The sequence below is a fragment of the Paenibacillus sp. ACRSA genome, assembly GCF_022346845.1.
Taxonomy (GTDB): domain Bacteria; phylum Bacillota; class Bacilli; order Paenibacillales; family Paenibacillaceae; genus Paenibacillus.
In genome coordinates, this window is record NZ_JAKRNP010000012.1 from 70,516 (window position 1) to 97,006 (window position 26,491).

Consider the following 26,491-nt stretch of genomic DNA (forward strand, 5'->3'; position numbering starts at 1 on the left):
GTTTATGCTTCCCCTAAGCCGCGTGCACCAATTTTGAGTGCAATCGGTCCAAGCACTTCTTTTTGCCGCTCAATCATTTCCAGGATTCCTTGCTCACCCAGTTCCAGCATCGTATTCAATTCACGACGGTCAAAGGGAGCTTCTTCACCTGTTCCTTGTAATTCTACATACTTCCCGCTGCCTGTCATCACTAGGTTCATATCAACCTTAGCTTTGGAGTCTTCATCGTAATTTAGATCCAGCACAGGCTGTTCACCTACAACACCCACACTTACCGCTGCAATGAAGTCTGTAATTGGGAATACTTGCAGTTTGTGCTGTTGTGCGATTTTGTTTACAGCGAGTGCCAGAGCAACAAACGATCCCGTAATGGACGTTGTACGTGTGCCTCCATCTGCTTGGATAACATCACAATCCAGTGTAATCGTGCGCTCACCAAGAGCCTGCAGATTAACAACCGAACGCAGTGCCCGACCAATTAGACGCTGAATTTCCATCGTTCGCCCTGTCAGTTTACCACGGTTCGCTTCACGCTGATTCCGAGTATGTGTTGCACGTGGCAACATGGAATACTCTGCTGTTACCCAGCCTTTTCCTTGGCCTTTCATAAAGGGAGGAACACGTTCCTCCACTGTAGCTGTACAAATCACCTTGGTATCTCCGACTTCAATCAGTACAGAACCTTCAGCGTATTTATTCGTGTTAATTGTTAAATTCATCGGCCGCAGCTGTTCGCTGTTTCGTCCGTTAGATCTCATCATTTCTGCCTCCTACGACTTAAGCATCCTGTAGTGTCGAGCTGTAACACACTTTCACTAATCTCTTTTATTTTACCAAAGAGTTCTTGCAAAAGCACCTATATCCGTTAAACGTTACTTCAACGTGTGCCGCTTCAAGGTTAAAAGGACTGCAAGTATGCTCTTCCCTAGATTACTTAAATCGGAATTTCATTGATATGTTCTGGTTTAGATACCGGTGAACTATAATCCTGGTTATCATCACTCATGACGGTTTTTTGCCCATTCCATTCGATCTGGACTTTGGTATCCTTGCTTACCGTATTTTCTGTCGTTGTGAGAACAACGGATTGTAACAACTCACTTGGCACGATATCGCCCTCAGTAAACATATCATCCTTAAGTGCGACAGTTACTGTGCCATCCTCCGATGTTTTGACCGATTGTAACTCCGTGCCACCAGTCATGACCTCTTCCAGCTCGCCGCTTTTCGCCGGGCCTTTGATCAGTTCGTTAAGTGCAGCTTGTACTCGGTCTTCTCCTGGGGTCACGAGACGTGTCACCGGAACATAATACTGAACTCCTGCTGGTGATGCGGCTGAGAAATAGACAGTGACCGGACTGCTGTTCGTTGTAAAGCTATCACCCAAATCAAGATTAATACCTACAGCCCGATTCAACGGCTCTGGCAGCGGCGTGCTGTTTACCGGCATTTGTGATAACTTTTTGCCATCTACCCAGATTTGCACGTTCTCCACATCCGGTGTTCCTGTCAATGTCCATGTCACAGCCTCAAGTAATTTCCGCTCATCCTTGGCATCATACTTGGCAAAATTGCCAGAGAACTCAACCACCGCCAGCTTATCCTCTGCATGAATGGTGACATTCTGCACGACAGTTCCCTGTGGAAGCACACCTTGGAACCCTTCAGGAAGCATCCCTGCATATGGGCCACCTGTGACTAATGTATCGAGTGCCGTTTTGGGACTACCTATATCCGTACCGGATGGAAGCGTCAGTGACACTGGAGCGAGTAATCCCTGCTGATCCTGCAAATAAACAGTAGTGAGCGGGAGTGTAGCCAATACACCATTTCCCTCAGCAGCTTGAATCATTGCAGCTTCTTGGATAGGCGGCGGTGGATCTACTGCTTCGGAAGACTGTGCATTAAACATACTACAGCCAGACAACACCATTGGTATGCTCAGTAGTGCAGCTGCTGATGCTTTGCGGAAATTACGGATCTTACTCATGATCTCGTTCCCCCTCATCATTTTTACAGTTTGTACTACCATGTATACGAGCCTTCGTTCAAAAAATAACTACTTTTTAGAGGTTGTTCCAAAAACCCGCTACTTCACTTCTATTTTTCCCCATCGTCTCAGCAACTGAACACCGTCTTTAGCATCATGAGCCTAACCGATCTTAAATAAAAAAAATTCTCCTTTTGCTTAATAAAAATAATAAAGAAACCTGAAACGGTTAATAACGTATTAGGAGACAAGAATAGTGGCATTGCTAACATCAGAGGAGGAATCGCCCATGGAACATCCTGAGCAAGAAAAAATCCCCTATAGCCTCAATAGCCGCAAAGTCGCGGAGGCAACCCGGGAATGGTTACATAAACGGGGCGTGAAGATCCTTGAGATCGCGGAACTCGTCATGTTTCTTCAGAAGAAGTATTATCCAGACCTTACTATGGAAGAATGTATTGAAAATGTGGAGATGGTACTGAAGAAGCGTGAAGTTCAGAACGCTGTACTGACAGGTATTCAACTCGACTTGTTAGCTGAGCAAGGTCAACTCCTTGCGCCTTTGCAAGAGATGATTGAGAATGATGAGGGGCTCTACGGAGTCGATGAGATTCTCGCATTTTCCATCGTGAATGTATACGGCAGCATCGGTTTCACCAATTATGGATATGTGGACAAGCTTAAACCTGGGGTGCTAGAACGTCTAAATGATAAGAGCCACGGCCCTGTGCACACATTCCTTGATGACATTGTAGGTGCAATTGCATCGGCAGCAAGTAGCCGTATTGCCCATCGCAAACAATCCGAGCGTGAAGAAGCACTTGGTGAGAAGCCCGTAAGCGATGATGCCATTTAAGTCATAAGCACATATTTCCCGCTCAAGCTAATCCATCCATACTCTATGACTGACTAGAGACAGGATGATTAGCTTGTTTGTTATTTTTAAGAAGAAAGACTTATAAGAGAGTGCGTGCAAAAGATAGTTCATAACTATTTTAAATGCTCCTGTCTGCCTACGCCTACTCTTGCAAATTGATATACCTCACTCCAATTCCGTTCAATAGTGGGTTCAGTCGGCATAGGTTTGCGACCGATTGTAATCTCAGGTCCTTTGCGCTCCCGCATCAAACCACGCAACACGGTCATTCCGATAATACTCAAACCAGTAAATACGTACATCAATCGCATCCATACATTACTGGAATCCGAGCCTGTCACAAATCCATGGATGAGTAAGCCGATGAACACTGGATAGGACAACATATGGAAGATAAACCACCATTTGCGGCCAAGCTTGTTACGAAGATCACTAGACAGTAAAACAATGACCAGTCCATAGAAGGACAACGTTCCTAGTCCACTTCCAATCGGGTGCACTGAGGCTGTAAATGGAATCAACAATTCACTCCAGCTAAACGGACTGTAATGATCAATATACAAGATTAGCGCATGAGCAAGTCCCAATCCAAATGCGAGCCATGTAGTTCTCGTATGCCATTTATACATCACTGCTTTTGGCTTTCCCTTTGCTGCCGGCATGCCTTGAGCAATGCCTAGAAACACACCTGCAAAGAGCAATAGATAGGCGGCTATCCCACTAATTCGAATTAAACTCCAGGTTGGTAGATAATCTACAATCCATTGTGCCATAAGCGGCTCCCCCACATCTGATAGAATTGTCGTCTAAACTGCGAGTTTAAGTGACTTTTTGAACAACCTCTTAAATTAGGCTAATACGGTGATCGGGATCAAATCCAGGCCAGCGCTCAGCTAACTTTTCTGTATTTCCTCTAAACCACATACTTCCGTCCCGCGTTACCCATAACACGTCATGTCGGTCATAATGCCGATTCAACCAACGAATCGCTTCTTCACTTCCCAGAATGCAAACAGTCTTCGCTATAATCTCGCATTGGGAGGTGTGCTGCCCCAGAACAGTACACTGTATGATATCCGTATTCGCGGACTGCATTGTTCGAGGGTCGATTAGATGATGAGCCATTTGACCGTTACCGCTAGGATGCATCCATTGTCTCCGCGCTAGACTCGACGTAACAACTGCTCCACCATCTAACTGAATGCTGCCTGTCAGATTGCGCTTCTCCAATAACGGGTCGGTGATATAGAGCGTCCAGCTGGAATGAGCAGGTGTGCCCCAGACCTGAATATCTCCACCAGCATTAATCATCCCAGCAGGGATATGGAGTGAACGTTGCAACCAGTCTGCTATACGTTCTACAGCCCACCCTTTGACGATACCGCCAAGATCCAGCTCAGTACCAGGGTCTAAGTGAACCATTCGGCTCCCCTCTCTGTGCATCCACCCAGGACGACAGTAATCAAATCTTTCATCTGATGAGGTAGAAGACAAAGGCTGTGCTGTATTGCTATAATCCTGCTGCCCTTTGAGCTGGTCTGATTGCAACTGCTCAAAGCTTACATCGTATCCTTGCTGACAAAGTGCCTGGGCAATACCTGGCTGAAAGATGCCTTCCGTCTGACCAATGTAACCGTAGGCAAGGCTCAGCACTTCATCCATCGCAGCCGATACAGGTAACCAGCCTGTAGAGCGATTCAACCGATTGAGCTCACTATCCAGTACAAATCGGCTAAAACGTCTCTCCTGTGTTTCAAACCAATTCTGAACTAGATCTGCAGCATGCTCGGCTTCCTCCTGCCCCGTAACTAACTGCAACTCGATCACCGTATTCATCGCGCGGAAGCGAGAAACCAGCGGAAGGATTACCTGTTGCTGCTCAACCCGGCTCATGATGCACCTGTGCGTGACTGATAACTGCCACTAAAAGTTCTAGAATCATTTGGCTGATTTTGTTCATCCGTTGAATTGCCGCTTGGTGCAGTTCTGGAGTAATTGGAGTATGGTGCCAAACCACTTGATCCATCTCCACCTCCACGACTCTGGTTGTTTTCGTAATCTTGGTTGTACTGAAGACTCGGATCAGAGCTGTCCGTTCGACTGTTGTTCCATTCATCCATTACTTCATCGCGCGTAGCCACCTCACTGCTGATGGTGTTACTTGGTTCTATTCCATTAGCAGATGCATAAGCGACGTCAAAAGCATCCGAAGATCTTACATATTGAAAGAGTGCAGCCACCGCTAATGTTGCTGCGGCCGAGGCTTGCCATTTTCTCCATTGGTTACGTTTTGCCTTCATCGATCTTCCCTACCTTCTGTGGTGAAGTTCATGTTCCTATCATAGGCAGGCTGGCTTAAAAGTAGATGAATGAACCGTTAAGAAAGGCTAAAGCTTTACAGTTAGATCAAGGAATTTACAATACAGGTTCCGCCAAAAAAAGTTCAACACAAAGAAGGCTCTGGTCAGAGAGCATCTCTGGTTCAGAACCTTATGGTTAAACGCACGATAACGAAGTGTAACACATCATCACACACTTACTTCTAGATATTAAACAAAAACATACCGTCTCTCTGTTCTTGCTGAACAACGAGCCCTCTCCGAACCAGCTCTTGTAGATGGGCTAACGTTTCACTCATTGCAAATCGTAGCTGATGGGTGCTCAAGCGATCGCTAAACATGAATAAACAAAGGTCATAAGCACTCACAAGTGCCTCCGCTACTCGCTCAGCCATCTTCTGAAGGCGTTCCTCATGATGTGCGAGCAGGTGAACCGTTCGTTCATTGAAATGAAGAAACGGATTACGATGCCCAGGATATGCTCGCTCCACATCCAGAGCTCCAAGACGATGTAACCCCTCCATATAGGATAGCAGAGGCTGCTGATCACTTCCGGGCTGAAGACTTACATTAGGTGAAATCTGTGGCAAAACAGCATCCCCGCACAGGATCTCTCTCGACTCTGGAGCGTAAAAGGATAAATGCCCTGGAGCATGTCCTCCCGTTTCCACAGCCATCCACTGTTGGCCTCCCATCTCTAACCACTCACCATCTTCTATAGAATTTATCTCGGGAAGAGGCGTAATCTGCGAATCAAAGCTCTCCATGTGCTCATGAATCTGTCTCGCCTTATCTGCAGGCATCCCATGCTGTGCATAATATTCAGGTAGCATGACATTAATGGTGGCGTCCTGCCCCCACATGTACTCTGCCTCTTTCATGGATCGACTAGACATGCGCACAGGAGCACCCGTCTTTTGCTGCAGCCAGCCCGACAAACCAAGATGATCCGGATGGTGATGCGTTAAGACAATTTGGCTAATGGATTGAAAAGATAATCCTAAACTTGCTAGCGCTTCCTGCCACTCTAGTTCGGTCTCACTGCTACGCGGCCCTGGATCTACAATCGTAACCGTTCCATCCGTTTCATGTAATACATAACTGTTCACCCAACGTAAAGGAAAAGACATGGTTATCTTGACCCGCTGTATGTATTCCGGCATGGTTATCGCTTCTGATCTCTTCATATAATGTTTACTCTCCATTCCTTACTCTTCAGGACGATGACCGACAAAGATCATACGTGACGATTCCTGTTCATCATATTTCTCTTCATCATATCCTCCATGAACCTGATCGACGATCAGACCTGCCTCGTGTAACAAATGGCTTAATTGTTCACGGCTATACAACTTGACCCGCTCATGATACACACGCGCCTTCTGGTCAGGTATCGTCGTGTCCGTAATACGTATTTCCTTTTGCACAAATCCATCCTCTATCTTGCGAAACTCTTCAATGTACTGTCCTTCGTCTTCACGGGTTGATTGGGCTACCAGATGACGAGTCACGTAGGCTGTATTCATAAAATCAATGATAAAACTGCCCCCTGGCTTCAGCATTCGGCGAATAACCTGTAGTACCTTGAGCTGCTCTACATCTTCCTTGAAATAACCGAAGGATGTAAATAGGTTAACTACAGCATCATAGTCACCTTTTAATGGTAGATCTCGCATGTCCGCATGAACCCACTCTACACGATTGTCTGTATCCATATCTCGCGCTTCGCGCAATAATATATCAGATAGATCAATACCTGTCACTTGGAAACCCGCGTCAGCAAGTGCCAATGAATGCCGCCCCATACCGCAGCACAGATCCAGCACTCTCGAATTAGGCTCAAGCCGTAACCAGTTGATCATTTTATGTACTTCATGAACTGCACCTTGTACGTCGCGATGTTTGTACACCAGTAGATAGTCCTCGCCAAAACTCTTCTCATACCATTCCGTCATTGCTTCTCGCCCTCCATATGGTAAATAGCCTTTCTATCTGTCATATGCTGGTACATTTCCACTTTCATAATAAGCTTCTAGTCATTGTATCGTCTTTGTCGTTTAAACTCAAAGCTTCCATGCCTCATTCACATTGAACGGTCTGAAACCTCACGATATAATGTTAAACATAGTCGAAGGGGTTCGAACCGGGTAATTATTCAGATATTCCTGCATTACACTGGAGGTGATCATCATCATTCGAATTGGACTCACCGGATGGGGAGATCAGGAAGATCTCTATGCACATCGTACAAAAGCCAAAGACAAGCTTGCCTTATATGGGCAATTTTTCACAACCGTTGAGGTGGATAGCACCTTCTACGCCGTTCAACCTAGGGATCGGATGGCGCGCTGGGCAGCAGAAACGCCAGATTCCTTCGCTTTTATAGTCAAGGCCTATCAGGGAATGACAGGGCACCTGCGGGGCAAGCCCTATTTTAATAGTACATCAGAGATGTATAACGCTTTTCGAGAGTCATTGGAGCCGATGATGGAGGCTGGCAAAATGCAGGCAGCACTGTTCCAATTCCCGCCTTGGTTTGACTGCAATCGAGAGAATGTAAATGAACTACGCGAAGTTAGACTGAGGATGGAAGGCATTCCATGTGCCATTGAGTTCCGTCACCGCAGTTGGTATGAAGATGCCATGCGTGAACGTACGTTATCCTTCCTGAAAGAGCAGGGCTGGATTCACAGTGTATGCGATGAACCGCAAGCAGGACAAGGCTCAATCCCTATTGTGCCTCAGGCTACAGATCCAGAGATGACACTCGTTCGTATGCACGGTCGAAACGTATCGGGATGGCACCAAAATGGTGCACCTAATTGGCGCGAGACCCGTTATCTGTATCGTTATAATGAGGAAGAGCTACAGGAATGGAAAGGTTATTTGGAGCAATTGCAGGAACAGAGCAAGGATGTATATATTATTTTCAACAATAACTCTGGTGGAGACGCCGCAGCAAATGCACGTATGATGATGGATCTACTGGATATTCCAATAAAGCCATTTCCCGATAAGACGATTGTAGAAGAGGAGCCAGGGCCAGAACAACTCGAGTTATTTTGAGTACAATGCTTTCGCTCTAATGGTTATCATCGTTTGCATTGACGTCTTTTATGAAAGTAAAGCGGCCAGCCCTTGAGCTAGCCGCTTTACTCATTTAATAACATAAATAGTGTACATGCTATTCCAGCTCACACAGTATCTACTTCATACCACAGGGAGCATGCGGTCGATTAGCGTTGACCTGCCGTAAGTGAGGTAGGCAAACCTCCTTGGCTCAGTTGCTGGTTCATCTTGTGAGCCTCAATTCCTGCAAGCAGCACGATACCAATACCATGTGTATCGTTAAGATTCCAACCCAGATCATCTCGATAATATAGAGCGGTGAAGGAGTAACCTGATCCACGACATACGCCATACACATTTCCTTGATAATCAATAGAAATACGTGTTATCCCTTCCCAGCCTTTACGAACAGCCTCCAAATAGGGTTCAAACTCCTCTAGCCAACCCTCTCGGATACCACGAGCGTAAGCGTAGATGAACATCGAAGTACAGGATGTCTCTTCATACGAATCTGGCCGATTCAAGACCTGATGCCAGAGACCATTCTCCCCTTGCAATGTTAGGAAACCTTGACACAAATCACGATAAAACTGAAGCAACTCCAGTCTCTTCTCATGATCATTCGGCAGAATCGTCAGCAACTCGGTTAGAGAGAAGAGCACCCAGCCGTTGCCTCGCCCCCACGGAATACCTGTTGCCCGTCCACGCACAAAATCATACACATGAGACATGATCTGTTGCTGTGGAATATATAAATATTTGCGAAACAGCAAGAATTGATTAATGGCATCATCCCAATATGATGTTTCTCCCGTAAGCTGACCATAACGCATCAGAAACGGTGTACTCATATAGAGATCATCACACCACATCGTTTCATGACGCATCTCTCCGCTGCCCCGAGCCCGATAGAATGCACCATCCTCCAGCCGTTCCTGTTCATCCGTAATATAACGAGCAATCCGGTGTGCTGTATCGAGTCCGCCGCGAATCTCACCACTTGCCATGGTCGCCAGTAACGTAGAACCGAATGATCCACAATCATCCAGACTGTCAATGGCAGACAGCTGATTGTTGATACCGGCTGCACCATAATTGTCTCGATCCCATAATCCATAACGGTCAAAAGAGGTGCTCAGTTCAATATGCTCCCGCACATACTGCACATAATCGTCGCGGTTCAGCTCTTGACCTGTCTGAAGCAAGCCAAGCAGGGTTACTCCCAGTGGGTAATTCCACTTGCCATAATGTGTATTCTCCAAATAAGGACGAACACTGGTCTCGGGCAGATCTACTTGCCAGTAAACTCCGGTACCCCCATTATCAAACACCTTATCGGTTACAACGATCTCATCCGCAGTGGGGGCAGATTCGGGGATAAAGCTGCCCGTATACAACCAAACATCCGCGCATCCTGCAACAGGATGTGGAGACGTTAGCCTCCACCCCCTAGAGGATGCAGTATCAGAGATTGAACCACCTATTTCAAATCCCCAGCTGTCTTCGCCCACCAAGCATTCGCCTTTGGCGACTAAATGAACAGCCCCATACTTACGTGGAAGTTCAACCTTGAATTCACCACTTTTCATTCCGGAATATACTTCCTGATCGTTAATAAATATGGTGAGTCCACCTGTGTGTTTACCTTGTAAGATTACTGGGGCAGTCCCAGGCACCATAACATCTAGTTTTGTCCATGCATATGCAACTGCTGGTTCTGTTGTACCAAATATCCGGCCAAAGTTTCCAGCAAGTAACTCTTGCTCCGTCCATTCCCTTCGTGGAAACCATGTCAGTCCTGTCTCTGCCTCGGTCATACCATCATGTGGAAGTGATGTAAGCGGTTCATCCACAGGTTCTGAATACAGCCATCCTTCCTGACCCTGACGGTCAATGCCAGGTGTCAGAAAATGAAGAGGGAAATTTTTGAATGATGCGGTTCCATAAGTGCCGCCGAAGCCGACTTCGGTTTTTACAAAACACAACAGCACATCATTCCACCCGTATTTTACATGGATCGGAAACTGAGTTTTACGTTCTGGGTACAGCTCTTGGAGCAATTCAGATTTGAAAATCTCTGCTCCATTCACGTAGACTGTTACTGGACTATAACAGTTCAGACCTGTATTTAATGTGGTGTCCTGCTGACTCCATAACTTGCCCCACACATATACATATTGTCCTGCACATGCATCGCTCCATTTCCGATCCAGGTTCAGATCGTAACGGTAGTCAGCAAGCCTACGGAAACCACCCCGGTGGTAAGCTCTGAATAAAAAGGAATGCTTAGGATGATCCCCCATATAACGCTGAGCCACTGTCGTCAATACGTCGGGTATTGAATCATGAACCTTGCCTGCAATCGCCTCGTTCTCATGAAAATAACGGATGATTGTCAGCTCCTTTCCCCAAGTTGGATCCGCTCTTTTAACCGTAACGTCTCTCCGCCTTTCACTTCCACCACTTGTTGATCTGCCGTTAGCCATACTGAAATTGAAGAAGGATTATGGATCATCGAACGATCTGCTGAGCATTCCAGTCGCTTCACTGCTTTCCAGTAGGCAATAATCTCTATATTGGTCGCATACCAAATATCGTCTTTGCCACCGATCTGCTCTCCGAACCGTTCAATGATCTCCCAATTATCGTTATCATTGAATTCGTAGCTGTGACCCCAAACGTAGAAAAGTAGTGGTGTACCTGTCTTTGTATGCTGAATAAATCGTTCAGTAAGTGAGTCCAAATCATGATTATGGTGGCATGTCGGATGCCATTCAAGTGGACGTTCAGGCAATGTGAATTGCCCATGGGATTCAACGGTTCGTGCATAATCTAGGCCTAGCCACTCTAATTTGGTGCTAAGTGAACGATCATAGCCACCGTTGGGATAGGCCATTCCTCTTACCGGATAATCAACAAGCCGCTCCAGTGCTTTTCGATCTTCCATAATTTCTTCGGTGAGCAGTTCATCCGGCACATACGGCAACGTGGGGTGAGTAACAGTATGTACAGCCACCTCATGACCCGCATACAGCTCTGCAACCTCACCTTCATCGATTCTTCCCGCTTTACCAAGTACACCGGAATTGAGATTAAATGTTCCACGCAACCCATAACGATTGAAAATATCCACCAGTCTGCGATCATGCACTACACCATCATCGTAACTAAACGTCAACGCTTTCATTACTCCACCTGGATACCGGTCAAACTGGATACGATGTCCCATCTTTTTACTCCTGTCTCCCTCCGAATTAACGTTACAACTGTGATCTAGAAGATCTATATAGGGTTCAACTAAAGAAGGTTTACACTTGCCACTTCAATGACAGAATAACCTTTCGATCACTGTTATCCCCAGATTTTTTTGATTCCCTTCTTCAAAGGGAAAATCCGGAGATAGTTTATGCTTCCAATGCAGCTTTCTTTCAGAAAGCTTTCAGCCGAACGCTTCGCTTCTTCACGTTATTTCTGTCCTCTCCGTTCTCGTGTAAAAAGTTCAGTTGAACCTACATAGAGGACATTTCACTTGTCCCGCTTAAAATTTCACCAAATCATCGATACGTACAGGCTGCCCTGTGCGGATTGCCTTGTTGGCTGCGATACCCGTAAGAATAGAGCGCGCTCCGTCCACATGGTCAGCAGCACGGTTGAATTTGTCTGGTACCGGATCACCAAAGATATCGTTCAGCAACACCGGATCACCACCACCATGACCGCCTTCTCCCTCTTCTACTTCTACCTCGTAAGGTGCATCAAACATTGGGAATACGGTGATACTGCGACCTTTGAGCGCTCCTTCATTGGCACGGTCACCACCAGCATTGACATACGATTGCTCTACAATATTCATCTCGATACGTCCTTTGCTGCCGTTAAAAGCGATGCGATACCCTTCCCAAGGCATATAAGCATTAAGGGAATATGTCAGAACCGCTTTGTTCTTATAGCGAACGAGTACACCGAGTGTATCTTCAATGCTAATTCCATCGCCAAAAACATTCTGATCGCGCTGATAACCATCCTCATGCTCTGCATCCAGATACATCGCCTTCAGTTGCTCACTTTGATCCAAATGTAGTGCGAACGGATCGTTCTCTGCCTGCGGGTTGCCTGTCGCTCTCGCATAGCTATGCTGCTCTCCGCGGCGCTCAGCGTTCTCTTTGCCGTAGAACAACAGATCTCCGTATGCAAATACACTTTCCGGCTGTGAGCCGATCCAGAAATTGACCAAGTCGAAATGGTGTGTTGATTTGTGGACAAGCAAGCCACCACTGTTGCGCTTATCCCGATGCCATCTGCGGAAATAATCTGCACCATGACGTGTATTCAGCAACCACTCGAAATGCACGGAATGGATATCGCCAATGACTCCGTCCATAATCAGCTCGCGCGCTTTGGTATGATGTGGTGCATAACGATAGTTGAATGTCACACGCACATCGCGTCCTGTGCGTTGTACCGCGTCCAAAATCTCCTGACATTTCTGCTCATCAACCGTCATCGGCTTCTCCGTGATTACATCACAGCCAAGTTCCATAGCTCTAATAATATAGTGATGGTGTGTGCGATCCACTGTGGTCACAATCACCGTGTCCGGCTTGTGTTCTGCGATCATTTCTTCAAAACGATCTGCCGTATAGGTAGGCAGCTCATGGTATCCGCAATCCTGTGTCAGAACTTGGTTGGCATAATCCATCCGGGTCTGGTTCGTATCACACAAGGCGAGAAGCTCTGAACGATCTTTATATTCCTTTGCTAATGCGGTATAGAAAAACCCTGCTCTGCCACCTGTTCCTACGAGTACATATGTTTTTTTGCTCATTGTGTATCTCTCCTCATTAAGTTGGATTGGTATGAATGCGACTATATTTAATCCGTATTCGCGCCTTATTCTGATCAACAGAACAATGCAGCGATAACGGTTATTCCTGAATTTCCTTTACGGCAAAATAGCGGTAATTCCCTTGGCCTTCACTAGGTTCAGACTTGATATTCATAGCGAACAGTCCCATCTTAGCCCCGACCCATAGTGCAGTGGTTGCAACAAATGTTGTGCCTATCGGTGTATAACTCACGCCATCCTCACTCCAGCTAAACTGTACATGGGCAGGTTCGATAAGGGTAAACCGTAAATGAATAGTCCAACCGGAATCGGGTGAGCCTTCTCCCTTCCAGTTCAGCCCTTCTTCCTCCCATTCGTCTGCATGCAGATCACTATCCTTTTGCTTCTCTCCACGATTCAGAGATAAACGAATGTTCCCTTCCTCAGTCTGTGTGAGACAAAGATAGGCATAAGCATCACCAAACAAAACGAGTCCTGCTTGATCGCCAGCCTTCTTCGGGTGAAAGGTCAATTGAGTCGTAGCTTCAAAGGCTGACGCCGGTAACTTTTGCATCAATATTTGTGGAACACCAAATAGCGATTGGACACCCTCAGGATATGGAAGCGTGTGCAAAATGAGTCCTTGTTCTGGACTCAGATCAGCCCATTCAGGCTGTGCGTTGGCCTGCCATTGCCACTGAAGTCCTAGACGATCCGCTGTAAAATCATCCGAGACTTCAGGCACAACTACGGGGTGTGTGCTTCCTACGTCAGGCTTCTTATGCAAGATCACAGGTTCACCAGTTCCGTGGCCTTCTTGATCCAGGCCAATGATAGGCCAGCCCTGTTCATCCCATTGCATGGGCTGTAGATGAACAATCCGTCCATAAGCATCACGATCTTGAAAATGGATAAACCAAGACTCCCCTGAATCCAGCTCTACATATCCACCTTGATGCGGGCCATTAATGGAGGAAGAACCCTGGTGCATGACAATTCGATCTTTATACGGGCCAAACACCTGCTTCGACCGTAATACGGTCTGCCATCCCGGTTTCACCCCACCCGCGGGAGCAAAGATATAATAATCTCCATCTCGCTTATAAAACTTAGGTCCCTCTAACGTTGGATGATGCTCTGTACCGTCAAATACGATCACTCCTTCATCCAAAAGCTGGCTTCCATCCGGTGCCATACGGCATACCTGAATTTTGCTTTTGATCCCACAGCGGCTGTTGGCAAATGCATGCACCAGGTAAGCCTGCCCGTCATCGTCCCATAATGGGCAAGGGTCAATCCACCCCTTAACCTCATGCACCATATGAAGAGGTGACCAGGTTCCCTCAGGATGTGTCGCTGTTGTCATGAAGATGCCTTCGTCTGGTGTACTGAAAAAGATCCAATACTTGTTGTCATGGTAGCGAATGCTTGGTGCCCACACACCTTTACCATGTAGAGGGACGTCATACCCCGGAAGATCCAACCGTTCAATGGCATAATTCACGAGTTTCCAATTCACCAAATCTTTTGAATGCAAAATCGGTAATCCTGGTGTATGTGAGAAGCTAGAAGCAGTCATGTAAAAGTCATCGCCTACACGAATCACATCCGGATCCGAATAGTCCGCGTGCAAAATGGGATTACGATAGGTTCCATCCCCCTGATCTGCGACCCAGATCGGTTCAAACCTTTCTAGACTGGATTGAGATGTAGCCATTAGATTACTCCCTTCCTTTTGGCTCCAAAGTAGTGATTACTCCATTTATTCAATTCATCATGACGCAAATTTAAAACGCTACCATGAAAGCGTGCTCGGACAATCTATCCATCAGCCTGTCTCCAACCTGCTTCACGAAGCTGATGACTGGAGGAATCAAAATACGTGCCTTCAAGCAAACCTACTAATGTATTGGTCACACGTACTTCAATCTCATTATCTCCGGCACGAAGCCATGAAGATTGGCCTCTCCAGCGATAAGGAGACCAGCAGCGCACACCGAGGCTATATCCATTGACCAGAACTTCGGTAACATCCTGGACTCGCCAATCGCTGAATTTTAGTTCGAAGAACGGAATATTCGTGCTCGGTTGATCCAGCCAAAGACTTCGCTTGTAGATCATCTCTCCAGCAAAATGTGGATATAACGCTTGAGGCTCCGGTTGAATCTGCACGGCCGTGTCTGGTTCCCTAACTAAGGAAGCCATACCCTCATGATGAAACTCCACTCCAAATCGTCCTTGTAAGTACAAAGGGTCAACGATTCCGTCCTCATCCTTCGTAATCTGAACGGTAACCTTGAGTTCGTTAAGACCGCTGTGCAACCATGGTGTAATGTCATAACCGATATTGTCAAAATCCGTAATCTGAACCGACTTGAACGCATCAGGACGGATGGCATGATCATTAATCGTCAACGTCCAGTCACCCGAAATTGCCGTTCGATCCATGAATAATAGACAATCCGCTAGAGCTGTTCTTAGTTCAAACGAAGTTGCGTAGTGACACTCCAAGGGATAAGCAATAGATGGCTTCTTCGGTGTGCCGAATACTTGATTAAACTGGAGCGGAAGCGAGCTATGCACTGAACATTCTGCTGCCTGATCAATGAACGGCTTGACCTCAGAGTGGCTATTCTCGAAAATTACACCGTTGTAATTTTTAGCCGTGAGGTGGAAATGTCCCATACGCAGCACGTTAGGCTGAACCGTTTCAAGTCGCCAAGGTCCCTCCGAAGGGATGGTTATTGAATGAACTTCATCAATGCTTCTAACCACAGTACTTACACTGAGAGCGGATTTCTTCTTCTCTGCACTTTCTGTGAACTGTTCTTCTGCTGAATCGTACTCATCATCCCATGTTAGTCTTATAGCATGTGCCTCATAAGGTGCGATTTGTAGCGAAATATACTCTTCGTCTGCACGATGATAAATGGGGAGTGGACACCGTTGACCTTGCTCCAAATCTAGTCGCTCTACCCGCAAGCCTTTGTTAGGTGAGCGTTCAGCAACTGCCCATAATGCATCAACTGTGACCTTCAATTCACCTTCTAAGCATTGATCTTCCTGATTAGTTAAAAAGACCATATATTCGCCTTTAGACAGTTGTCTGGTCTGCATAAGCAGTGAAGAACTTTCCTTCTCCATCACCCAACGTACGGGTTCAGACAGAACCTCATCCAGAAGCAAGGACATCGACTCAAGTACAGTCCGATTTATCGAATCACTACCTGCCGTAGGGAGAAAATAAGCCTTTCCTTCTCCGCGCCGCCATAGAGACTTGCCTTCATCCTGTTCTTCTTGCCCATTATCCCAATACTGTATCTCTGGATGTTCGCCAGCTCCGAAAAATCTCGCTGCTTCATCCCCTGTAGGGCTTCCTTGCTGAATGGGTATATACGGAGGCAACCCAACAGAAATAACGATCCCACCCTGTGATACCCAATGCTTCACTTGTTTCCACGCCGCTGCTTCCAAATTCAGCAAGGGTGGGAGAATCAATACCTCATACCGAGCTGTGCCTATCTCAATCCTGCCATCCACCAATCGTGCTTCCGCCAGAAGTTCAGGATCAAGATGATCATAATCCCGTCTGCTCTGTAATAAGTACGTAGTCATCCTCATCCAGTCATTGGTGAGCCTTTCCAGTCTTGCCTTTTCTGCTTCGTCTTCTCCGCTATATTCGAAGCCATGGAGCGGATTCCCCATTAAACTCCAGAGTGTAGTCGTTGGATCGAGCACTGCGATACGGATATCGGCTGCCCCTGTGCTCATCAGGTAACCTAATCTTCCGGTGTAGTCACCGAGTTCCCGAAAGTGTTCCCAGTACGGGTTTTGCAGAAACTGTGAAGGGGGAGCATCATGCTTCGCCAGCCCACCAATCGTGTAGAAAAAAGCATGAAAGTTGAAAAAATTCGTGCCCATGGCCGCCATTCGGTCAATCATCCATTTGGCATCCTGTAGGGTCATTGACCAGCCTACACTGTGGAAACATTCAATCAGATTTCGCTCCCGTCCCAGTTGTCTAGCTAGTGAGCTGACCATTTTGGGATTGTCGCGCATTCTTTTTCCGTAGCGTTCAAGGATCCAGGATAACGAACGTCCGATCTTCTCATGGGCGGAATCTCCACCTGGCATGTGGCTGTATAGCTGTGTCGTCATACGCACACCAGGAACCTCTGCCGCATATTGAATTCCAGCCTGTTCGCACCAGTCGTGAACTTGCTTATGATAAGAAGTACGGAGCAAAAGGTGCAGGGATTGATAATAGTCATAGCGGATTCGCTCAAAATCCGGAACATCCCCATACAACAGCGCAGGTAGAGCCTCAATGAGGCTATAACCACAACGTTCACCGAAGTAACTAGGCAATTGTGGTGACCAAGGAATCTTCCCTAGAGGTGCAATTTCATCCGAAAACACACCTTTGATTACGCTTTCAAATTGTTTTCCAAAAACTGACTTGTAGCGATCATGGGTGAGTTCGATGAAACGACTCATTGCTTCCTGATGGCAAGGGTCAACAAAGTTCCCGTAATATTTAAAATCATCGATCTCTTCTTCTTGAAATACAATAACTTCCCATTCTCCAGCCGGAGCCTTCCACAACAAGCGAAAAGCTGTATGGTATGTAAAAAATCGCTTGCGGTTATACGAAGTCAGACCCGTCTCCTGGTACACCTGATCTGTCTGCACATTACCAATGAATCCACGTAGATTAATGGATTCATGCCATGAGCGTTTACCTTGTACATCCTTAGGAACAGCTATGGCATGTAACACACGTCCCCAGGGTAGCTCATGATCAAGCAATGTGTCACCTTGTACATTCAGATGATGATGGATAAGCTGACGTTGCTTCGCTTCCGGGAATTCAAGTGTTACCTCGCCCCCAGCCATACCACTCGGATATGGATATTCGTCATACAACCAGACCTGCATGCCAAGTTCATCCGCAGCTTGGGTAGCTACTTTTACCTTATCGAACCACGCTTCAGATAAATAAGGAATCTGCAGTCCCTGACGCGGACATATAAAGAATCCACCCACGCCCTGCTTATGCATTTCTGCGATCTGATGCTTGATCTGGCTTTCTTCCATATCCCCATTCCAAAACCAAAAGGGATGAACCCGGTACTGCGCCTCGGGATTTTCAAAAGCATCCCCGTTCCACATGTCGCCTTCCTCCCAAATACATAAGAGTGGTTGTTCATCTTCCATTATCGTTCATTTTAGTTCAAATGGGTTTGTTTCGCTTTGATTATACAACAAAATCGAATGCTGGGAAGCCATAATTCACAAAAAAATTGTTAAAATGGTTGAATATTGAATAACCCGGCCGCCTGCACTACGACACTAACGGCAACCGGGCTTACTATAAAGACTATTTGAGCGCAGCGTATAGCTCATTTACTTCTTTGACATATTCGTCACCACCGCTCTTTCTCCACAAAGCAACCGCATCTTGGAAGCCTTTCTCATCAATCTGTCCTACAATGAACTTAATACGAGCATCATTGATGATGTTATCAAGCTGTGGCCCCTTCTGCGCGTATACATCCGAGATCAGTGGTTCACCTGGGTTCGCGATGACAATCTCTTCATTGGCCTTCTGAACCTCAGCAACCTTTTGTCGAACAGGAGTTTGTTCTATACGTAACGTTTTGTCCTCAGGAATAAACATGAGAATCTGATTCAATCCCTGTACATCCCGCAGTGCCAGTTTATCTGTTGTAGGTATGATGTAATCGCCTTTTTTCTCATACTGCTGACCTTCTAATCCGTTGCCGAGTAATGCTTGAAGCTCTGGTTCATTCAATTGATCCAAGAATGTCAGTACCTTCTTCAGATCTTCCTCCGTTTTCACACCGCTCTTGGAAATAACGATCATCCCAGAGTACCCAGACGTTGGCATATCACGCAGACCTTTTGGCCCCTCCATCGCTTGCAATACATCCACACGTCCTGTAGCTGCTGGATCTTTCTCCAAGATCTTCTGATCCATACGTTGTGCATTATCTGCCACATCCACCATGACGCCAGCCTGCCCATTTACAAATGGATCTGGAAGTTTCGTTGCATCCATAACTGCAAAGTCCTTGTTCACCAGACCTTCACTATAAATTTTACGGAAGAATTGCAATGCCTCCATATACTCTGGTGTATCGTGTGCTGGAACTAAAGCCCCACTGCTATCCTCGCCCCATTTATTCGGTGCACCAAACCATACCTGCATGTTATCCCATGGACCTGTGAATTTACTTGCCACCAGCCCGTAGGTGTCCTGTTTGCCATTTCCGTCTGGATCATCATTCGTGAACGCTTTCAATACATTGTAGAATTCATCAATTGTTTTCGGTTCTTGGAGCCCCAGATTCTCCAGCCAGTCCTTACGAATGGTTACCCCGTTGCGACCTAGAGCGCGAGCCCGGTATATACCGTACGTTTTGCCATCAATCGAAGCGTTGTTCGTAATGATCTCATTCATTTGGCTAAGGTTTGGATAATCCTTCAGGTAAGGGCCAAGCTCCCAGAATGCTCCTGTTCGAGCTGCGTTGATGAAACTCGGCGACTTACCAAGTACCACCATAATATCCGGCAACTTGCCTGAAGCTAAGGTGATATTGAATTTGTCTTCATACGAACTGCTGGGCACCCATTGAAGGTTAACATCTACCTTGGTCATCTCCTCTAGCTTCTGTACAACCGGACTATTCTCCGGTGGATTCTCTGCTTCAAAATTAGGGAGCATGATCGTCAACTGATCTGTACCACTCGCCGCTTCTCCCGTATTTGATTGTTGTTCCCCGCTACATGCAGCGAGCACCGTACTTAATAACATAGATGCACAAAGTACAAGAGCCATTTTCTTCAATCCTGTTTTTGGTTGTCCCATACATTCTCCCCCTTAGCCTTTAATTGAACCAAGCATGACACCTTTGGCAAAATGCTTTTGCAAGAACGGGTACACCAGCAAGATTGGGATCGTACCCACAACGATGACTGCCATTTTCACAGACTGTTCCGGTGGTTTAACAAAGTTGGGATCCATGTTCGCCATATCTCCAACACTGGCCTGCGACAGCAGTACAATTTGCCGTAACATGACTTGCAGCGGCCATTTGGTACTGTCGGAAATGTAGAGCAATGCGGAGAAAAAGTTGTTCCAATGTCCCACGGCGTAGAATAACGCAAAGGTAGCAATGACCGGTTTGGACAATGGCAAAACAATACGCCACAGCACCCCAAGATCAGAACAGCCGTCGATGCGAGCCGCTTCCTCTAGCCCAGGCGGCATCTGTTGAAAAAAGTTTTTGACAACAATAAGGTTAAAAGCGCTGATCGCGCCAGGAAGCATCAAAGACCAGTAGGAATCAAGCAATCCAAGACCACGAATGACGAGATACGTTGGGATCATGCCTCCCCCAAACAACATGGAGAAAATGACCATATTCATTAGCATGTTCCGTCCCCAGAAGTCGCTGCGAGACAGCGGGTACGCCATCGTCAATGTGAAGAATAAGTTAACGAACGTACCTACAACGGTAATGAAGATGGATACACCAATACTTCGAAACATCGTGGAGGATGAAAAAATATACTCATATGCGCTAAGGGAGAACACCTTAGGAATAAGGAAAAAACTGCGTTCGGTAATTTCAGCTTCGGTCGCAAATGAATTCCCTATAATATACAAGAAAGGAAGAACGGTTAGTAACCCCAGAACGCCGAGCATGATGTAGTTGAGCACATCAAATACTCTGCCAGCAGGGCTGTTGTACAGACGACTGTTCATGAACGGTTACCTCCTAAGGTCTATTAGTAAATACCGGGATGACCAAACTTTTTGGCAAGCTTATTACTACCAAGAACCAATATAATCCCCACAACAGACTTAAAGAGTCCAACGGCCGTACTGTAGCTGAACGCACCTTGCGTAATCCCCACGGTGTATACATAGGTATCGAACACATCCGCTACATCCCGGTTCAGTGAGTTCGTCATCAGGTAAATCTGCTCGAATCCTGTGTCCAGAAAGTTTCCGAGTCTTAGAATGAGTAATATAACAATCGTGGTACGAATCGCTGGCAGGGTAATATGCCACATTCGGCGTAAACGCCCTGCCCCATCCACAATGGATGCTTCATACTGCTCTGTATCTACTCCCGCAAGAGCTGCAAGGAAAATGATTGTCCCCCACCCCATCTCCTTCCACATCATCTGAATAATGATCAGTGGTCGGAACGTATCCGGGCTGGATAGGACATCTATGGGTTTACCTGTGATCATCGCAATTAGCTCATACAGCACTCCACCCTGAGGTGTCAGAAATACGTAAGTGATACTGGCGATAATCACCATAGATACAAAATGTGGTACATATACGAGCGTCTGAATCGTTCTTTTGAAAAAGGCTGTTCGAATCTCATTTAATAGGAGTGCAATAATGATCGGTGCTGGGAAAAAGAAAATGAGATCGTATAAGGCGAGCAGCAACGTATTCCGTAGCAATCGGAAAAAGTCTGGATTCGAGAAAAAGGTCGTAAAGTTCTCAAATCCTACCCATTCACTATCGCGAATCCCTAGGAAAGGCTGATAATCCTGAAAAGCAATAACGATTCCCCACATGGGCAAGTATTTAAAGATCACAAAGTACAGAAAACCGGGAAGTACAAGTACGTATAACCATTTATTTCGCTTGATCTGCCGCTTCCAGTTGGACTCCCGCTTTACGGAGTAACTAGAAATGTCCGCCTGCGTTGTTGTAGCGGCACTTCCATTCTTCCCGTTCATGTCCTCTCCCTCCATTCATGTAAGCGTTATCAAATTATCTGATACTCAGACTATACAGCGCCCTCATTTCCGGCAACCTTCATTTTTTGCTTAGCACTTCTCATACCTGTACAAAGCCCGATATAGCGCCAATAGCGCTCTTGAATTGCAACATTTTGGAGAAGAGGATTGCACATTTTTGCCATCTTCTCTTTATTTGTATTTGCACCCCAGCCACCTTTATAAAACACGAAAAAACCGGAATCCCTTTAAGGAATCCCGGCTAACGAAGCTTCTGAAAATCGATTAAGATGTAAACCACTGATCCCGATACTGGCTCGGTGTGGAACCCTCTTGTTTTTTGAAGATTCGATTAAAATAACTATGCTGGTATCCTACTGCGCTTGCAACATCATTAATTTTCATCGATGTCTCACGTAATAACTTTTTCGCGGTCTCCATACGTACCTGGGTCAAATAATCAATAAAATTCATTCCTGAAATCTGTTTAAATGCCTTGCTGAGAGCATAAGGCGTCATCTGTTCCAGATCAGCGCATGCTTCCAATGAAATATCGTTGCTGTAGTTGTCATCAATGTACTGCATCGTACGCTCCACCACCTGCTTAAGCGGTTCTTGAGATCTAAGCTCGATCTCTTGCATATACGGTCTAATCACTTTCTCCTTCATCCACTGCATCATCTGTGCTGGTTCACGAATACTCGACAATCGTTCATACATGTTACAACCGCCGAACAACTGGTAGGGAATAACGCCCGTTTGCAGCATGACATGCTGAATACTGCCCAATAACTGAAGCATCATCTGCTGTACCTGAAATTCCGTGCTATCGGTTCGGGTCACCTCGGTCAAAAATTGCTCCATCCCCCGTTCTGCCTCATCCCGCTTCCCTAATCTCAGTGCTTGAATAAAGTCGCGTTCCAGTCCAAGCGGATAAGTTGCTCCTTCCGTTTGATTGAAGCATTGCTCATCATCTAGATCAAGGATTTGGCTGCCCGCCCCCACACTTCGATAAACGACCGCTTGCTCCATCTCCACGAATAAACTCGGTAATTCCTGCAACGTTGCGGCTGGGCGGCTGACTACTACGGTCACCTGCATTTTCAATGTTCGGTGAATCACTTCCATCAGTTCCTCTCCCCACAACAATGCTTGTGGCTTCAAGGAATGCTCTTCTGGAGCCATAATTAACATCGCCGAGGATAGATCGTGGAAATTCATCACACTTATTTGGCTAAAATGACCCTTCGCAACCTCTTCTATAATGTTGGCTGCGGCAAACGTAATCAGTCCTGTATCCCGGCTACCAAACCTTTCTCGTAATGTTACATGTCCTGTAAAATACATCTGCAATAACAAAAACTGCTGACCTTCGACCTCAAATCCAAGGTTTGTCATACGTCGGCGTAGATCCTGCTCGTTGTATGCGTATAGATGACCTTGTACCAGTTGTAATACAAAGCTGTCCCGCAGATGGGGAAGTTGTTCTTGTAGCTGGCGGTGAGCTGTTAGACGATCTGAAGTCAGTTCATTCCAGTGCTGCTCTAACAGTTGGAATTCGTCTAATTTCACACCGGCAGATGCTTCGTTTCTTCCAGGCGTCAACAGATGAACCATCCGTGCAACCGGTGAATAGATTCGACGTGAAGCAAACCACGACAGGAGTAGCCCCAGTACTAGACTGCCTATGCTCGCGATCACAATAATTTTGGATACCAGCTTGACGGGTGAAGTAACCGAGGTCAATGGAGCTGCAGACACGTACGTCCAATCCGCATCGATTCGGCTCAACGAGCCGGATGATACGGAGTAGGTCTGATCCTCATATTTGAATAGAAAAGAATGACTATCCTTGTGCAGGGCGACTGCTTCTTTTAGCTGCTGTTCAAAGGCTGGATCCTTAGCGCCTAAGTCTGTATTACCAGTAATCAGTGTATTGCCTTCGGCATCCATCAGAAAAGTTAGTCCTTCATCATACGGAGTAAGCGTTTTCAATAAGCTTGCGATCTTTTGGTTATCCAGTGTGATGATTAGGGCACCGAACGGGTTGACACTTTCTCCCGGAATTTTATGTACAAGAACGAGAGCATCGCTTGCACCTGTATGTAACAAGCTGGGATTGGAGTTCAGGGATTGCTTAATTTCCTGTTGACCAGATACCCAATCTGTCCAATACACATGATTGCCCATACTTAGGTATCGATCATACGCCTCAATCTGCGCCTCGTCCTTCAGTTCGTTATACTCCCGATTGAATAAGATCGGCTGCGGTTCCCTCAAATATAGCTGTGCAGATTGAATTAACGGATGCGAGCCCTGAAGAACGTACAATGTCGTTACAATCTCTTGTGTTTCTTTGAAAAAATATACAAAATCCAGCGTCCGGAGTGCATTGCCGAATCTGGGTTCGAAAGCCCAGTGCGATAAGGTCATCTCCAAATAAGCGAGCTGATCATCTACATTCCGCGCCCGGTTCTCAATCTGGTTCTGGTGCATCTGATTGAATTCTTTCTCCATCTGATTCACGACCAACCCATACATCACAATTCCTGTAATCAGACCGGGAATGCTCGCAATCAACAAAATAAGCATCAGGCTGTTTCGATAGAAACGCCCCTTCTGTCGCCTCGTCCATCTTTCTGGCAAACGAAAAAAACGACCCATGTCCCGTACACGACTAGTTGGCTCCATCAGCGGTCACCTGCCTGCTTGTGAGTAATCTGTCTGTCATGGGAACTGCTCCATCTCCCTACTGAGTGGTTTGTATGATCTGTGAATGACATCTTTTTTTTATATTATACTCAATATTTCCCAGTGAATGAAACGAGATTTAGTGTAACGTTTTTTAACCAATGTTTTATTAACCCGTAAAAATGGATTACAATAGGATGAAGCAGAACATGAAGGAGGCTTATTAATAATGAAAGAACAAACGTATTTTCAACAAAACAGAGATAAGCACTTGGCCGAACTGAATGAATGGTTGTCCATTCCAAGTATCTCAGCCATTTCGGAACATAAAGAGGACATTAATCGCGCAGCACAGTGGGCAGCAGATGCACTTACGCGTGCAGGCATGGAGAATGTTGAGGTTATTCAAACAGCGGGACACCCGATTGTGTATGCGGATCATTTGCATGCACCTGGCAAACCAACCGCATTGATCTATGGTCACTATGATGTACAGCCTGTTGATCCACTTAACCTGTGGGACACACCTCCATTCGAGCCTACCGTACGTGACGGGAAGTTGTATGCTCGCGGAGCAACGGATGATAAAGGACAAATTTTCTTACATATCAAAGCGGTAGAAGCTTTGCTGGCAGAGAACAAGGAACTGCCCGTTAACGTGAAGTTCTGCATCGAAGGTGAAGAAGAGATTTCCAGTCCAAACCTGCCAATCTATCTTAATGACAATACGGACAAGCTGCGTGCTGACATGGTACTCATCTCCGACACATCCTTGCTTGAAAAAGGTAAACCCGCGATTTCTACAGGTCTGCGTGGTCTCTGCTCGCTTCATGTGGATCTGTTCACTGCTAACACGGATCTGCATTCAGGTTCGTTTGGTGGCGGTGTTCCAAATGCACTGCATGCACTCGTTTCCCTGCTCGCTTCATTACATGACGAACAAGGACGCGTTAGTGTAGATGGGTTCTACGATGGCGTTCTGCCCCTGTCCCCTGAGATGAGAGAAGAATTCGTGAAGCAAGGCTTCAACGAAGAACAGCTTCGTCAGGATCTTGGTCTGGAGCAGTTGTATGGTGAAGAAGGTTACTCATTCGTGGAACGCGTTGGAGCACGTCCAACCCTGGAGTTAAATGGGGTATGGGGTGGATTCCAAGGTGAGGGTTCCAAAACGGTTATTCCAAAAGAGGCTCATGCCAAAATTACGTGCCGTCTTGTAGCCGATCAAGATCCGCAACAGGTGCTCGATCGTATCGAGGCACACCTACGTGCTCACGTTCAACCTGGTGCAACGTTACAGGTGAAACAGATTGAGAAAGCTTTTGCATTCAATACAGATCCATCCAACCCTATTCTGCAAAAAGCAGCAGATGCCTATGAGCAGGTATATGGCGTTCGTGCCCTCTTCACAAAAGATGGCGGTTCCATTCCGATTGTTGAAAAACTCTCACGTGTACTTGAAGTTCCGGCTGTCATGATGGGCTTCGGCTTGCCTGATGAGAACCTTCATGCACCGAATGAACACTTCAACCTGGAGAACTTCGACAAAGGGTTGCTTACGATTGTTCAATTTTTGAGAAGTTTGTAGCATTTTAGTTAAAAGCAGAGCATTGGGGGTGTGCATCGTAGACGTTACGGTGACGAATCGTTCTTACGATCGCTGTTATCCCCAGATTTCTTCGATTCCCTTTTCTAAAGGGAGAAATCACGGGGATAAAGGCGAACGCTCCGCTTCTCCAGAATCGATTTCGTCCCCTCCACTACGTTGCTGCACCAATGAACTGATTTTAAGATAAAAGCCCCACCTTTTAGTGGGGTAGGGTATAGGGATTATAAGCAAACGGCCTTCGGGTCGTTTGCTTTTTTGATTTAAAGTATTTTTTGTTTTTAGTTTTGGGGTTTGGGGTTTGGGG

Annotated in this window: 21 protein-coding genes; 3 read left to right on the forward strand and 18 right to left on the reverse strand. The window is 46.3% G+C overall.

Annotated elements, in window-relative coordinates; all coding sequences use genetic code 11:
- Positions 1–2 precede the first annotated feature (2 nt).
- Both rph and MH215_RS24500 read right to left on the reverse strand, forming a co-directional pair.
- Entirely contained in the window at positions 3–761 is a 759-nt protein-coding gene (gene rph / locus MH215_RS24495; protein ID WP_056702812.1) for a ribonuclease PH, read from the reverse strand.
- Positions 762–934: 173 nt separating this feature from the next.
- Positions 935–1,990, reverse strand: coding sequence for a GerMN domain-containing protein (locus MH215_RS24500; protein WP_239293700.1), 1,056 nt, complete (start codon positions 1,988–1,990; stop codon positions 935–937).
- 289 nt (positions 1,991–2,279) lie between these two features.
- On the opposite strand from MH215_RS24500, the gene MH215_RS24505 reads away from it, so the two are divergent.
- Positions 2,280–2,846, forward strand: a complete 567-nt coding sequence (locus MH215_RS24505) for a phosphatidylglycerophosphatase A family protein (protein WP_239293701.1) — start codon at positions 2,280–2,282, stop codon at positions 2,844–2,846.
- Positions 2,847–2,980: 134 nt separating this feature from the next.
- On the opposite strand, the gene MH215_RS24510 is transcribed toward MH215_RS24505, so the two are convergent.
- The 5 genes from MH215_RS24510 to MH215_RS24530 form a co-directional block, all read right to left on the reverse strand.
- Complete coding sequence (locus MH215_RS24510) at positions 2,981–3,640, reverse strand: ferric reductase-like transmembrane domain-containing protein (protein ID WP_239293702.1); 660 nt, start codon at positions 3,638–3,640, stop codon at positions 2,981–2,983.
- A gap of 70 nt (positions 3,641–3,710) precedes the next feature.
- Entirely contained in the window at positions 3,711–4,760 is a 1,050-nt protein-coding gene (locus MH215_RS24515; protein WP_239293703.1) for an FAD:protein FMN transferase, read from the reverse strand.
- Positions 4,757–5,167: a hypothetical protein gene (locus MH215_RS24520; RefSeq protein ID WP_239293704.1), complete on the reverse strand. Its 411-nt coding sequence runs from the start codon at positions 5,165–5,167 to the stop codon at positions 4,757–4,759. Before MH215_RS24520 ends, MH215_RS24515 begins: the two co-directional genes overlap by 4 nt.
- Positions 5,168–5,409: 242 nt before the next feature.
- Positions 5,410–6,393, reverse strand: a complete 984-nt coding sequence (locus tag MH215_RS24525) for an MBL fold metallo-hydrolase (RefSeq protein WP_239293705.1) — start codon at positions 6,391–6,393, stop codon at positions 5,410–5,412.
- 21 nt (positions 6,394–6,414) lie between these two features.
- Positions 6,415–7,161: a class I SAM-dependent methyltransferase gene (locus MH215_RS24530; RefSeq protein WP_239293706.1), complete on the reverse strand. Its 747-nt coding sequence runs from the start codon at positions 7,159–7,161 to the stop codon at positions 6,415–6,417.
- Between the two features lie 235 nt (positions 7,162–7,396).
- Between MH215_RS24530 and MH215_RS24535 the strand changes: the two genes are divergently transcribed.
- On the forward strand, positions 7,397–8,272 hold the full coding sequence (locus MH215_RS24535) for a DUF72 domain-containing protein (protein WP_239293721.1): 876 nt from the start codon (positions 7,397–7,399) through the stop codon (positions 8,270–8,272).
- Positions 8,273–8,442: 170 nt separating this feature from the next.
- Here MH215_RS24535 and MH215_RS24540 read toward each other — a convergent pair whose 3' ends face one another.
- From MH215_RS24540 to MH215_RS24585, 10 genes are all read right to left on the reverse strand, one after another.
- Positions 8,443–10,761 (reverse strand): glycoside hydrolase family 88/105 protein, encoded by a 2,319-nt coding sequence (locus tag MH215_RS24540; RefSeq protein WP_239293707.1) that lies wholly within the window; start codon positions 10,759–10,761, stop codon positions 8,443–8,445.
- A complete protein-coding gene (locus MH215_RS24545) occupies positions 10,671–11,504 on the reverse strand; it encodes a polysaccharide deacetylase family protein (RefSeq protein WP_239293708.1) in 834 nt (277 codons plus the stop codon). The genes MH215_RS24540 and MH215_RS24545 overlap by 91 nt, the downstream gene beginning before the upstream one ends.
- Before the next feature lie 309 nt (positions 11,505–11,813).
- Positions 11,814–13,100, reverse strand: a complete 1,287-nt coding sequence (locus MH215_RS24550; RefSeq protein WP_239293709.1) for a Gfo/Idh/MocA family protein — start codon at positions 13,098–13,100, stop codon at positions 11,814–11,816.
- Between the two features lie 100 nt (positions 13,101–13,200).
- Entirely contained in the window at positions 13,201–14,817 is a 1,617-nt protein-coding gene (locus MH215_RS24555) for a glycoside hydrolase family 43 protein (protein WP_239293710.1), read from the reverse strand.
- Between the two features lie 104 nt (positions 14,818–14,921).
- Positions 14,922–18,272 (reverse strand): glycosyl hydrolase, encoded by a 3,351-nt coding sequence (locus tag MH215_RS24560; protein ID WP_239293711.1) that lies wholly within the window; start codon positions 18,270–18,272, stop codon positions 14,922–14,924.
- A 208-nt stretch (positions 18,273–18,480) separates the two neighbouring features.
- Positions 18,481–19,992 carry an extracellular solute-binding protein gene (locus MH215_RS24565; RefSeq protein ID WP_239293712.1) on the reverse strand — a complete coding sequence of 504 codons (1,512 nt, stop codon included), beginning with the start codon at positions 19,990–19,992 and terminating at the stop codon, positions 18,481–18,483.
- Between the two features lie 12 nt (positions 19,993–20,004).
- The gene (locus MH215_RS24570; RefSeq protein ID WP_056702765.1) at positions 20,005–20,892 is read right to left on the reverse strand and encodes a carbohydrate ABC transporter permease; all 888 of its coding nucleotides are present in this window, start codon (positions 20,890–20,892) and stop codon (positions 20,005–20,007) included.
- A 23-nt stretch (positions 20,893–20,915) separates the two neighbouring features.
- Positions 20,916–21,890: an ABC transporter permease gene (locus MH215_RS24575; protein ID WP_145049842.1), complete on the reverse strand. Its 975-nt coding sequence runs from the start codon at positions 21,888–21,890 to the stop codon at positions 20,916–20,918.
- A 50-nt stretch (positions 21,891–21,940) separates the two neighbouring features.
- A complete protein-coding gene (locus tag MH215_RS24580; RefSeq protein WP_239293713.1) occupies positions 21,941–22,120 on the reverse strand; it encodes a hypothetical protein in 180 nt (59 codons plus the stop codon).
- Between the two features lie 55 nt (positions 22,121–22,175).
- Positions 22,176–24,581: an AraC family transcriptional regulator gene (locus MH215_RS24585; protein WP_239293714.1), complete on the reverse strand. Its 2,406-nt coding sequence runs from the start codon at positions 24,579–24,581 to the stop codon at positions 22,176–22,178.
- Between the two features lie 229 nt (positions 24,582–24,810).
- On the opposite strand from MH215_RS24585, the gene MH215_RS24590 reads away from it, so the two are divergent.
- On the forward strand, positions 24,811–26,166 hold the full coding sequence (locus MH215_RS24590; protein WP_239293715.1) for a dipeptidase: 1,356 nt from the start codon (positions 24,811–24,813) through the stop codon (positions 26,164–26,166).
- A gap of 117 nt (positions 26,167–26,283) precedes the next feature.
- Here MH215_RS24590 and MH215_RS24595 read toward each other — a convergent pair.
- Positions 26,284–26,491: hypothetical protein (locus MH215_RS24595; protein WP_239293716.1), on the reverse strand; the 208-nt coding region annotated here is incomplete at its 5' end.